Origin of the sequence: Flavobacterium sp. LC2016-13 (genome assembly GCF_009707955.1) — a bacterium.
Classification (GTDB): Bacteria; Bacteroidota; Bacteroidia; order Flavobacteriales; family Flavobacteriaceae; genus Flavobacterium.
This window is the reverse complement of the sequence record NZ_WMDQ01000008.1, coordinates 68,820-81,356: the sequence shown is the minus strand read 5'-3', so window position 1 is coordinate 81,356 and position 12,537 is coordinate 68,820. Positions and strand designations below refer to the sequence as shown.

At 32.1% G+C, this 12,537-nt stretch carries 14 protein-coding genes; 9 read left to right on the top strand and 5 right to left on the bottom strand.

Translation table 11 applies throughout. From position 1 onward, the window contains the following. The first annotated feature begins 42 nt into the window (after positions 1-42). Both GKZ86_RS16525 and GKZ86_RS16520 read left to right on the top strand, forming a co-directional pair. Complete coding sequence (locus tag GKZ86_RS16525) at positions 43-816, top strand: TlpA disulfide reductase family protein (RefSeq protein ID WP_154784179.1); 774 nt, start codon at positions 43-45, stop codon at positions 814-816. A gap of 189 nt (positions 817-1,005) precedes the next feature. Continuing rightward, positions 1,006-2,625, top strand: a complete 1,620-nt coding sequence (locus GKZ86_RS16520; RefSeq protein ID WP_072971983.1) for an ABC-F family ATP-binding cassette domain-containing protein — start codon at positions 1,006-1,008, stop codon at positions 2,623-2,625. 56 nt (positions 2,626-2,681) lie between these two features. Here GKZ86_RS16520 and GKZ86_RS25255 read toward each other — a convergent pair whose 3' ends face one another. Further along, the gene (locus GKZ86_RS25255; RefSeq protein WP_194632568.1) at positions 2,682-2,855 is read right to left on the bottom strand and encodes a hypothetical protein; all 174 of its coding nucleotides are present in this window, start codon (positions 2,853-2,855) and stop codon (positions 2,682-2,684) included. A gap of 215 nt (positions 2,856-3,070) precedes the next feature. On the opposite strand from GKZ86_RS25255, the gene GKZ86_RS16515 reads away from it, so the two are divergent. The 4 genes from GKZ86_RS16515 (at position 3,071) to GKZ86_RS16500 (ending at position 7,173) form a co-directional block, all read left to right on the top strand. After that, the gene (locus GKZ86_RS16515) at positions 3,071-3,841 is read left to right on the top strand and encodes an AraC family transcriptional regulator (protein WP_154784178.1); all 771 of its coding nucleotides are present in this window, start codon (positions 3,071-3,073) and stop codon (positions 3,839-3,841) included. A gap of 11 nt (positions 3,842-3,852) precedes the next feature. Then, positions 3,853-4,734, top strand: a complete 882-nt coding sequence (locus tag GKZ86_RS16510) for an AraC family transcriptional regulator (protein WP_154784177.1) — start codon at positions 3,853-3,855, stop codon at positions 4,732-4,734. 78 nt (positions 4,735-4,812) lie between these two features. After that, a complete protein-coding gene (locus tag GKZ86_RS16505; protein WP_154784176.1) occupies positions 4,813-5,937 on the top strand; it encodes an FAD-dependent monooxygenase in 1,125 nt (374 codons plus the stop codon). A 117-nt stretch (positions 5,938-6,054) separates the two neighbouring features. Further along, on the top strand, positions 6,055-7,173 hold the full coding sequence (locus GKZ86_RS16500) for an NAD(P)/FAD-dependent oxidoreductase (RefSeq protein ID WP_154784175.1): 1,119 nt from the start codon (positions 6,055-6,057) through the stop codon (positions 7,171-7,173). A 34-nt stretch (positions 7,174-7,207) separates the two neighbouring features. On the opposite strand, the gene GKZ86_RS16495 is transcribed toward GKZ86_RS16500, so the two are convergent. From GKZ86_RS16495 to GKZ86_RS16480, 4 genes are all read right to left on the bottom strand, one after another. Next, complete coding sequence (locus GKZ86_RS16495) at positions 7,208-7,495, bottom strand: hypothetical protein (RefSeq protein ID WP_154784174.1); 288 nt, start codon at positions 7,493-7,495, stop codon at positions 7,208-7,210. A gap of 496 nt (positions 7,496-7,991) precedes the next feature. Further along, positions 7,992-8,483, bottom strand: coding sequence for a hypothetical protein (locus GKZ86_RS16490; RefSeq protein ID WP_154784173.1), 492 nt, complete (start codon positions 8,481-8,483; stop codon positions 7,992-7,994). Positions 8,484-8,569: 86 nt separating this feature from the next. Then, positions 8,570-9,202, bottom strand: a complete 633-nt coding sequence (locus GKZ86_RS16485; protein ID WP_154784172.1) for a class I SAM-dependent methyltransferase — start codon at positions 9,200-9,202, stop codon at positions 8,570-8,572. A gap of 232 nt (positions 9,203-9,434) precedes the next feature. After that, positions 9,435-9,947, bottom strand: a complete 513-nt coding sequence (locus tag GKZ86_RS16480; RefSeq protein WP_154784171.1) for a hypothetical protein — start codon at positions 9,945-9,947, stop codon at positions 9,435-9,437. 282 nt (positions 9,948-10,229) lie between these two features. Here GKZ86_RS16480 and pyrR point away from each other — a divergent pair, with 282 nt between their 5' ends. The 3 genes from pyrR (at position 10,230) to GKZ86_RS16465 (ending at position 12,519) form a co-directional block, all read left to right on the top strand. Then, positions 10,230-10,769, top strand: coding sequence for a bifunctional pyr operon transcriptional regulator/uracil phosphoribosyltransferase PyrR (gene pyrR / locus GKZ86_RS16475; protein ID WP_154784170.1), 540 nt, complete (start codon positions 10,230-10,232; stop codon positions 10,767-10,769). 98 nt (positions 10,770-10,867) lie between these two features. After that, entirely contained in the window at positions 10,868-11,509 is a 642-nt protein-coding gene (locus GKZ86_RS16470; protein ID WP_154784169.1) for a hypothetical protein, read from the top strand. A gap of 83 nt (positions 11,510-11,592) precedes the next feature. Beyond that, the gene (locus tag GKZ86_RS16465; protein ID WP_029273654.1) at positions 11,593-12,519 is read left to right on the top strand and encodes an aspartate carbamoyltransferase catalytic subunit; all 927 of its coding nucleotides are present in this window, start codon (positions 11,593-11,595) and stop codon (positions 12,517-12,519) included. Positions 12,520-12,537: the final 18 nt, after the last annotated feature.

Genomic DNA, 12,537 nt, shown 5'->3' with positions numbered 1-12,537 from the left:
ATTTTTAAGTACTTTTGAATCCAGTAACAGTATTCTAAATGCATGAAAAAATTAATTATCATAATAACCACATTTCTAATTTTTACTTCTTGCAATGGTCAAACCAAATACGGAAATCCGGAAGTAAATCCCATTCAAATACAAAATAAATACAGCGATTGGTGGAATTATCAAAGCAAAAATATTATGCTTTCGAGAGATTTTGTGGCGCTCGATCTTCTTTCAAAAGAAATCTCAAAAGAGCAGTTTTTAAATGAACTTGTAAACGGAAATTATATTCCAATCCGATTAAAATCAGAAGATTCAATATATTATTACAAGTTGTTCAAAATTCAGCCAAAATCAGATACCAGCATAAAAGCAACAATCAATCAGGAAGCTTTTGATGCAGTAAAGAATTTCGAAATGGAAGGAAAACCTTTTCCTAAATTTTCTTTTAAAGATTTAGACGGAAATTTAGTTTCTAACGAATCCATGAAAGGAAAAATCATCGTTATAAAATGTTGGTATATTCATTGTGCCGCCTGCATCAAAGAATTTCCAGAAGTAAATCAATTAGTAGAAAAATACAAAAACCGAAAAGATATTGTTTTTTTAAGCTTAGCCGAAGACACTCCAGAACAATTAAAAACATTCTTAGCAAGAAAACCACTTTCATATTCCGTAATTCCAAATATGAAAATTTATATGAATGAAACCTTACAATTAAATGCTTTTCCAACACATTTTATTCTTAATAAAGAAGGTATGATTGCTAAAGTTTTACCTAATTTTAGAAGTTTGGAAGTTGCTTTAGAGAAAGAAAGCAAACTGTAAATTTTTGAAACCATATAAGTTCATATTAGAGATTATAAGTTTGATTTAAATGAACTTATATCACTTATGTGGTGGAAATCAATTGCAGAGAATTGTAACTTTAACTTTGATAAACTTATATCACTTATATGGTGAGAAAAATTAAACCTTTTTCCGTACTTTTGCACCAAATTAATTAAAAAGACATTCATGTTAACAGTCAATAATTTATCAGTTCAATTTGGCAAACGAATTTTGTTTGACGAAGTAAATACCACATTCACTCACGGAAATATTTACGGCGTTATTGGAGCCAATGGTGCTGGAAAATCTACATTTCTTAAAATTATTTCAGGCGATATCGACCCAACTTCGGGACACATTCATTTAGAACCGGGAAAACGTATGTCGGTTTTGAACCAAAATCACAACATGTTCGACGAACATACGGTTTTGGAAACTGTTTTGATGGGAAATAAAGTTTTGTACGCTGTTAAAAAAGAAATGGATGAACTTTATTTAGACTACAACGATAAAAACGCAGACAGAATTGGAGAACTTCAGGTTCAGTTTGAAGAAATGAACGGTTGGAATGCAGATTCTGATGCCGCTGCAATGTTGTCTAACTTAGGAATCAACGAAGAACATCATTATACATTAATGGGCGATTTGGAGGGAAAAATTAAAGTTCGTGTCCTTTTGGCACAAGCACTTTTTGGAAACCCTGATTTGCTTATTATGGATGAACCTACCAACGATTTGGATTTTGAAACAATCGCCTGGTTAGAAAATTTCTTAGCAAATTATGAAAATACAGTAATCGTAGTATCTCACGACCGTCACTTTTTAGATGCCGTTTGTACACATATTTCTGATATCGATTTTGGAAAAATCAATCACTATTCAGGAAACTATACTTTCTGGTACGAGTCTAGCCAATTAGCGGCAAAACAACGTGCACAACAAAACAAAAAAGCAGAAGAAAAGAAACAGGAATTAGAAGAATTTATTCGTCGTTTTAGTGCGAACGTTGCAAAATCGAAACAAGCAACATCGCGTAAAAAAATGATTTCTAAATTGAATATTTCTGAAATCAAACCTTCAAGCCGTCGTTATCCTGCGATTATTTTCGATCAGGACCGTGAAGCAGGAGATCAGATTTTGAATGTAGAAGGTTTAGCAGCTTCTGTAGAAGGAGATCTTTTGTTTAAAGATGTAGATTTGAATATGGCAAAAGGCGATAAAATCGTGCTTTTCTCTAAAGATTCACGTGCTACAACAGCTTTCTACGAAATTTTAAACAACCAACAAAAAGCAGACGCTGGAACTTTTGATTGGGGAATTACAACAAACCAGGCTTATTTACCGGCAGAAAATCATTCTTTCTTCGAAAATGATTTGACTTTGGTAGACTGGTTACGTCAATATGCAAAAACAGAAGAAGAGCGTGATGAGGTTTTTATTAGAGGATTTTTAGGGAAAATGATTTTCTCCGGAGAGGAAGCTTTAAAAACAAGCCGAGTATTATCAGGAGGAGAAAAAGTACGTTGTATGCTTTCTAGAATGATGATGGAACGTGCGAATATCCTAATGTTAGACGAACCAACGAATCACTTAGATTTGGAGTCTATTACAGCTTTTAATAACTCATTGAAAAACTTTAAAGGATCTGTAATTTTTACAACACATGACCACGAATTTGCACAAACCGTTGGTAATAGAGTAGTAGAGTTAACACCAAACGGAGCTATAGATCGCTACATGACATTTGATGAATATCTTGATGATGAAAAAATTCAGGAATTGAGAAAGAAAATGTACAATCTATAAGATATATAAAATTAAAAAATCCCGATCGCTACAGTGATCGGGATTTTTTTTTATGTTTATTTCTTGCCAAAGATCTTAGCGAATATAAAGATGATTATTGCAATAATAAAGATTACAATAAAAATCCCGAATCCCATTCCGGCTTTAAAAATGTCTCCAATAACTTCGCAACTTGTAAATGAAAATAGTATTACGAATACCATTAACAAACGTGTAATGTTCTTTTGCATGATTTTGCTTTTTTAATTGTTTTAAAAAGAATTTAGTATTCTAATTATCGTTAATTAAAATTACTTCATACATCAAAAAAAGGCCTTATATAATTTTGCGAAAAAGTTCTAAGATTTAGTGATTACTTTCGGTTAGAAAGAATTTTGTAATTTTGAATAACATCTTTATTAAATTAAAAAGTATCAATATCTACTTTATTTCATAAACTTCAAATATGCATCAGGAATTTGAACCACCTCAGGAATTGCGTGATATCATAAAATGCTTTTGGTATGACCGAATTGAGTTTGGAGAAGAAGAATCTGGTTTTGAAGTAATTCCTGATGGTTATGCTGAAATTATTTTTCATTTCGGAAATACCTGCAGCATTTTTCATAACGGAACTTTACAAGCATTGCCATCGCCATTTATGATAGGATTGCTAAATCAGCCCGTTAATTTTTTCTCTAAAAACAATTTAGAAATTATTGGAATTCGTTGTTTTCCGTGGACAGTTTTCGATTTACTCGGACTAGAATCCGGTAAAAGCGGAGTTCAGGTATTTGAACATTCTGTTACAAAACTTCAACCAACGTTGCGAAATTTGATTCAATCCCGAAATATTGAGCAGGCAATTGATGAGGTAAAACAGTATTTTCTAAAAGCACATTCGCAGATTCCTGATAAAAGTATCTTATTCAAAGCTGGAAGTGCGATGCGAGAGAAAAACGGCTCAATGCCAGTAAGTGAAGTTGCAGATGCCGCTCACGCAACAATTCGTACACTCGAAAGAAAATTTAAACAATCCTCCGGATATACAGTTAAAGATGTTTCTGCCTTAATACGCTTTGAGCAAGTACGAAACCAACTATTGATAAATCCGGATACAAATCTCGCGGCCTTAGCGCATGATTTAGGATATACAGATCAATCGCATCTTAGTAAAGAATTTAAACGCTACAGCGGAACAACTCCAGCGGCATTTGCAAGAAATGCAAAGAAATAATAAAATAAAGAATGAGTAAAAAAAGAGAATCAATTCCTGTAAATGCAATGACCGACAATTTCGACGGAGATATTTCTATAGAAAGAATTTGTATTGATGATTTACTCGCTTTAGACAAATCAAACTTACCTTCTGTTAATGAAGCAACAGGTACGCATCGTCATGACAGTCATTCTTTTTTTCTCCTTGAAAACGGAACAGTTCAGCTCGATATTGATTTTCAAAAATATATAATCAAAGCTCCGTCGATTATTTATATTCATCCGGATCAGGTACATCGCACAATAGCATCTGAAAATGTAATAGTGAGCAGTTGGTCGATTAGTAATGAAAGTATAAATGCTGAATATCTCAAATTGTTACTGGAAATTACACCGGCAAAACCATTGGGATTAACAAACGAAATGTTTTTGATGTTTTCAGAAGCTGTTTCACTTTTTATAAAATTTTCTGAACGAAAAGACGATAAACTAAATCATTCCATATTGAAGGAAAGTTGCAATGCGTTGGTTGCTTTGGTTATCTCACAATATCTCGAACAATCGAAACCTACAGATAAACCTTCAAGATTTGAAACAATTACAAAAGCTTTCAGGCAATTATTAGAAAGTAATTATGCCACAATAAAGCGTCCAGCAGAATATGCCCAAAAATTGCATTTGTCTACGCCGTACTTAAACGAATGCATTAAAAACACAACAGGTTTTTCGGTTTCCTATCACATACAACAGCGCGTTATTTTAGAAGCAAAACGTTTGCTTTATCATTCTGATAAATCGGTAAAAGAAATTGCATCAGATTTAGGGTACGACGATTATCCTTATTTTTCGAGACTGTTTACAAAAGTAACAGGAATGACTGCTTTAACCTTTCGAAGTAAAAACCTCGATTAGTCCAATACTTACTTTGTATTGTTATTTTTTGCCCACGCTATACGTTGTTCATTTGCAGAAACAAATAACTCGTATACAATGGAATCATTTAAAAATAAAAAAGTACTTATTTCCGGTGCAAGTATAGCCGGACTTTCAACCGCATATTGGATGAACAGATTAGGTTATCAGGTAACGGTTGTTGAAATGGCAAGCGAACCCCGAACTGCCGGCGCTGCTGTTGATTTGCGTGGGATTACCGTAGATATTGCTAAACGTATGGGGATTTTTGAGCAATTAAAAGCAGACCGATTACAGGTAGAAATGGTAGAATTTAAAAATGCCGAAGATATTAGCGAAGGTTCAATATCGCTTGCAAATGATGAATCTGAACTTCCCGAAGATGAAATAGAAATAGAACGTGATAAATTTATTCCATTTTTATTTAACGATCTAAAAAATGAGGTTGAATTTATTTTCAATAATAGTATTACTGCGTTAAATGAAACAGAAGATAATATAGAAGTTACTTTTAAAGATAGATCGCAAAAAGCTTTTCATTTAGTATTTGGTTGCGACGGAATGCATTCAGGTGTGAGGAAAATTTGGTTTGGAGATGAAACCGAATATGCACATTTTCTTAACGCCTATTTTTCACTCACTATTGTAAACAAATTGCTGGTAAAACAAAAAACAATGCAAATGTATAATGTGCCGGACAAAGCCATTACGCTTAATGCCTATAACAACAAAACCGATATTATTTTTTGTTTTTATTCCGAAAAAGAAATTCCATACGATTATCGAGATATTGAACAACAAAGAAAAATTATTACAGAACAGTTTTCAGGACAAAGCTGGAGAACTTCAGAATTGTTGGAAGAAGTAGAACAATCGAAAAACTTTTACTTCGATAAATTTTGTCAGATAAAAATGCCGTCATGGACAAAAGGCAGAGTTGCGTTAGTAGGTGATGCAGGTTATTGTGCTTCACCGGCTGCCGGAATGGGTGCGTCATTATCAATGAATGGAGCTGCTGCATTAGCAGATGCCTTAGAGAAACACAACGGAAATTTTAATCTGGCATTTGAAGATTACAACAAAAACCTGCGTCCGTTTATTGAAGAAGTTCAGGCTACAGCCGAATCAAATGTAAAAGAAAATTTTATTCCAAGAACCGAAGAAGAGATTCGAAAAAGAAACGCTCAGACAGCACCTTTTTAAATTTATTCAATCGAAAAGAATGCGACAAAAGTATTTAAAAATAGATTTTGTCGCATTTATACAATCCTAAAACAAGAGCAAAGCTGAATTTTGTGCCTGATAATTAAACACAGATTCATGTTATTACAAAATAAAAAAATAGCCATTATTGGTGCAGGACCAGTTGGTCTGACAATGGCAAGATTACTACAGCAAAAAGGAATTGAAGTTACCGTTTACGAAAGAGATAAAACGCCACAAACAAGAATTTCCGGAGGTACGCTCGACTTGCATAAAGGTTCAGGACAAGATGCTTTAAAAGAAGCCAGATTGTTAGAAGACTATTTCGCAATGGCAATACCAATGGGAAGAACCATAGCCGATAAAAATGGTAAAATATTATTTTCTAAACAGCCAACGCCCGAAAACCAATACGAGAATCCTGAAATAAACCGAAATGATTTAAGGAAATTACTTTTGGAGAGTTTAAAAACCGATACAGTAGTTTGGGATAGAAAATTTACCGAACTTAAAGAAGATAACGGAAAATGGCTTTTGCAATTTGAAAACGGAATTACCGCAACCGCAGATTTAGTGATTGGCGCAAATGGCGGAATGTCTAAAGCAAGACAATACGTTACAGATGCAGCAATCGAATACTCAGGAACAATTATGATTCAAGGTGAAGTTCACGAAGCGGAAACGAAATGTGAAGCTTTTTACCAACTTTGCAATGATACTATTTTAATGATTGCAGGAGAAGGAAATTTACTGGTTGCAAATCCTAAAAATGGCAATGTATTAAGCTACAACGTAATCTTTAAAAATCCCGATGAAACCGAATTGAATCTTGAAGATAATAAAAGTATTATTGAATTCCTTTCCACCAGATTTTCGCATTGGTATAAATCGTATCAGGAATTATTTCACTCAACAACTGCTTTTGTTGTATTAAAAACCAGAAAAATACCGTTAGATAAAACATGGAAAAACAATCGTCCTTTGCCTATAACACTCATTGGAGATGCCGCGCACATAATGCCGCCTTTCGCAGGTCAAGGCGTAAATACGGGATTGAAAGATGCTTTAATTTTATCTGAGAATTTAACTAATGGTAAGTTCGAAACGATAGAAGTGGCAATCAAAGATTATGAACAACAAATGTTTGTTTATGCAACCGAAGCTCAAAATGAAACGAGTAAGAATGAATTGGAAATGTGGAAGGTTGATTTTTCTTTTGGGAGGTTTTATGAATAGGTTATAGAATGTTTTCTAAATTAGAATTAGAATTTTACTTTTGATTTTTTTTAAAGTTATTCTGAATTTCTGTAAAAATATTTGCGTTTCTTCCATGTGCATAAAGTATGTTAGTTTGGATAGAATTCATATCATTTCTTTCGAATTTATAAAATAGTTTTTTAAATAGATTAATATCACTGTAAAACCGCTCATTATCTTTTAGGTCAAAAACTACAAAAGGTGCTTTACCATTATGTAAAGAAATCCTATTTATATCAGTCCAATAAATACAAAATCCGTTTAGATTATCAATATATTTTTCATTGGTAAATTCAATCATTGGTTTACCAATTAAAATATGAATAAAAGCTTTACAGATTCGAAAATAGAAGTAACCATTAAGAATTAGTAAGATTAGTGAAAACATTATAAGTATAGGTTGTTTTGATGCTGCCAAGAGTAACAAAATTATTGGCGGAATAAAAAAAACACCTCCAACTACGAAGTGTGAAAACACATTAAATTTATGGTAGATTATTTTATTCATTGCATTATGAAAGTTTTTTTATGACGATTACTTGATGGATGTGCTGTGCGAAGTCTCCCGATTTCGTATCTATTGAATTCTTCGGTGCAAATTTCCTTTTTAAATAGGCTCTTAGAATATATTCCCTTTAAATTATCGCTTTTTGGAGCGGGTACGAAGTCGGGAGACTTCGCACAGCTATCTATCATAATAATTTAGAATACTTCGTAGAGCTGAACTGCTTTTACAAATTAAAAGAATTAAAATCAAAAGGTTTTTTTGATTTAATGAATTTTAGACAATGTTGTTATTATTTTATAAACTTCCCGTTTACGTATTTGCATTCTGTTTTTTCTCCTTTGTCATTTATTGAAAATAATATTCCGTTTTTTTTATTGTTAAGATATTCGCACCTGTATACTACCACACCATTTTTAAAATCTTCTTCTAACGTTTTTTCTTTTTTATCATTATAATAGGTTATCCATTTAAAATCAATTCCATAATCGTATCTAATTCTTTTTTCTTTTAAACCATTATTGTCATAAAAGACTTCTTCACAAATTTTCCTTTTTTTGCCATTAAAATAGATGGTATATTTTTTTAATTGACCATCTACGAAAGTTTCTTCAGATACTAAATGGTTTTTGTGTTTGTAGCTTTGCCTTTTTCCAGTAAACAATGTCTCGGTTTCAACTTTGTAGTATAATCCTTTTTCAAAATAAACCTGATTAACTCTTAAACTATCTTGAGAATAAGTTTTAAAAGATATTAATAAAATTAAAAGTAATAGTTTTTTCATTTGTAAATGTTTAAAGGTTATATACTTTGCAGGCACGAAACGAATTTCTGAAGTAACGTTATACGAGCAATCGGTTTTTGAATTGATTATGCTGTTTTCTTGGCAATTATTATAGTATGAATTTCTACATTTTCACCTTTTGGATAATTTATGTTGAATAGTTTAATAACTTCAAAATTATTTATAAAAAGTTGATTATTTATATCTTCTAAAGTGTGATAGTAAAAATAGGTACGGTCTCCAGTGCTTCCTGAAATAAAACCTGACTCAGAAAGACTTCCTTGAACAAAACTTAAGTATAAGATTCCATTGTTGAAAAGTATTTTTGCTGAATCGACTATAAGTTTAAAACAATCAATATCTGATAAATAAGGCAAACAAAAGCCACACATAATTGCATCAAATTTTTTGTTTAATGTACCAAGCTCTCTTGTGTCCATTACTTCAAAGTTGGCAGAAGGATTGTTTGCTTTTGCCAATTCAATCATTTTTGGAGCAACATCAATACCTTTAATTATTAGGTTTGGCTTTTTTGACAATAAATATTTTGTAATATTTCCTGGTCCGCAGCCAATCTCAAATATGTTTATTTGTTCTGCTTTTAGCGCTTCACAAAAAAAATCATACGTTTCGTCATACAAACTTAAATTCATAAACTTATCTTGATAGAGACTGGCAATTTTATTCCAGGTTTCGAAAGTTTCTTTGTATTTATCCATAAATTTTATTCAATATCAATTATTATTCGTTCAGATTCAGAGATAACACTAACACAATCATTTATACCCAAAATTAAATATTCATTATGACTAGTTTCATTATTCTGAGCTAGGAAACCAGAGCGGGAAGGTTGATTTTTCTTTTGGGAGGTTTTATGAGTAGTTAAAACAACTTTTGTAAAGGATTATTTTACATTTATTGGAAAAGACTAAATTACTACATTTTTAAAATTTATTTAATTGTCCATATCTTATTGTCGGAAGTAGTAATTGATGTAATCAAATATCCTTTTAATATCACTTTTTTGACAATGCTATTACTAGAGTCACAATCTGATTCTCTTTCAAAAGTGTAATATTTATTTTGTAATAATTCTTTTTGGATGATTTTTTTCTCACTTGGAAATTTAGTACAATTGCCAAATGCAAAAACATCAAGTTCCAACGAATCTGGAACATTCTTCCGAACAGAGACTAATATTTTTTCGCCTTTAAAATCTAATTCATAAGATTTGTAGTGTTCACATCTACGAATCTTTGTTGGACTTTTAAATGAAGTTTTTTCGTAATAATCATACTTATCCGTAATTTTTGCATTAACTGTATCATTCTTGGAATGAAATAAATAATATTGTTTTAGATCTTCTAATTGAAAAATATTAGTTGGAATAGGGGACAATTTACATTCCCTTTCACATGATAATAAGAGAACAAGTGATATTAGCAATGATGTCTTTTTTATCATATAAAATAATTTTCGCATATGAGATTTCAAATTATTGTTATGCTATTTTGTTCAGGATTAAGTAGTCTAGATAAAATATCTTTAAGGATATAAATTTTGCATTCAGCTAAAGTATAATTTTAAACTAAATCTATTTTAAAAAGTAATTTTATTTCTTTAAAATAACAATTTAGTAAACTCCCAAATTTCCCACCAAATCAAAAAAAAATATTTACAACCCAAACACCCCAACAAATAAATTCTGATTTCGTATATTTGCCGAACCAAACATTACAACTAATTATGAGCCAAAAAGTATTACTTAATTCAAAAGAAGTTACTATCATACTCCATCGTTTGGCTTGTCAATTGATTGAAAAACACCTTGATTTTTCGGATACTATTTTAGTCGGAATTCAGCCAAGAGGCGTTTTTTTAGCGGAACGATTAAAACAAATATTAGAAAGCGAATATCAAACACCTGAAATTCAGTTAGGATATTTGGATATTACTTTTTTCAGAGATGACTTTCGCCGCACTGATAAACCGCTTGAAGCCAATAAAACACAAATAAATTTTATAGTCGAAAACAAAAAAGTCATTTTTATAGATGACGTTTTGTTTACCGGACGAAGTATTCGTTCTGCCTTAACCGCAATTCAATCTTTTGGAAGACCTTCAGAAATCGAATTGTTAGTGTTAATCGACAGACGTTTTAGCCGCAATTTGCCTATTCAGCCCGATTATCGAGGTCGTCAGGTAGATGCCATAAATAATGAAAAAGTAAAAGTGAGCTGGAAAGAAAATGAAGGTGAAGATGTCGTTTATTTAGTAACAAATTAGTTTAATCGGTTAACCGGTTATTTGTTTAATCGGACAAAACGATTAAACAATATTAACAAATCAACGATTAAACAATTAAAACGAATAAACATTAAACCATGTCAGAGAACGAAGCTTTTATTTATGAATCAATTTTTAATCAGGTTAGAATGGGATTTCTTTCTCTTGATGAGATTCAGGAAAATATTATAGAAGAGATTCAAGATAACGAATTTGAAGATGAAATCTCAGAAGAATGGGCTTTTGATAAAATAAGAGAAGAATACCAAAAGTTACTTGCAGAAAGTAAACAATGGGAAAGCCCGACTGATACTGAAAGACTAATAAAAGCGTTTGATGAGTTATGTGAAGAGAACATAATTGCACTTCATAATGCGGGTTACACGACAACTGACGGTGAATATGAAATTGTTGAGGTTGAAAGAGAACTTCAGGAAAATGAAGTAGAATCTGATGGTTATTGTTTTTATCACGAACAAGATCTAGCAAGAGCAATCGATATTGAAAATCCAGGTCTGTATATCGCTTTTCAAAAAGTAGATAATTCGAATGATACAATTACAATAGAAGTAGGAAAACGAGTTGCCGAAGTTTTAATAAATAACGATTTTAAAATAAAATGGGACGGCTCTGCAAGAACTAAAATTGAAATTCCGGGTTTCAGATGGCAAAAGATTTTTGATGAAGACGCAAGAGATCTGCAGGATTACAGTGAAGTTGTAGACAGGATGGTTCAATAGAGTAGCTGCTCTTAAAAGAAGCATTGAAGAACTGAATATTTTCAGAAATTCAGAATTTGACAAATAATATTAAAGAAATAAAAATGAAAGAATTAAGCGTAAATCATTTATTAGGAATTAAATACATCAACGAGAATGATATTAACCTGATTTTTGAAACTGCCGATCATTTTAAAGAAGTCATTAACAGACCCATTAAAAAAGTTCCTTCATTACGAGATATTACCATTGCCAATATATTTTTCGAAAACAGTACCAGAACAAAACTTTCATTCGAATTAGCGCAGAAACGTTTATCTGCAGATGTTATCAGTTTTTCGGCAGCACAGTCATCTGTTAAAAAAGGAGAAACACTAATCGATACTGTAAACAATATCCTTTCCATGAAAGTCGATATGGTTGTAATGCGCCACTCTAATCCCGGAGCGGCTTATTTTTTATCTAAAAATGTCAAAGCAAGTATCGTAAATGCCGGAGACGGAGCGCACGAACATCCAACTCAGGCTTTATTAGACAGTTATTCGATCAGAGAAAAACTGGGCGATGTAGCCGGAAAAAAAGTAGTTATTGTGGGCGATATTCTGCATTCGAGAGTTGCTTTATCAAATATATATGCTTTGCAGATGCAAGGCGCTGAAGTTAAAGTTTGCGGACCAAAAACATTGATTCCGAGATATATTGAATCTCTTGGAGTTACGGTTGAACCGAATTTAAGAAAAGCATTAGAATGGTGTGATGTTGCCAATATGCTTCGTGTTCAGAACGAACGTATGGATGTTAACTTTTTTCCTTCAACAAGAGAATATGCACAACAATACGGGGTTGATAAACCGCTTTTGGATTCGCTGGGAAAAGAAATCGTAATCATGCACCCGGGACCAATCAATAGAGGAGTAGAGATTACATCTGAAGTTGCTGACTCAGATCATTCCGTGATTTTGAATCAGGTAGAAAACGGAGTTGCAATTAGAATGGCCGTGATTTATTTATTGGCCTCTAAGATTCAGTAGATTTTAGTTTTTTTAGTT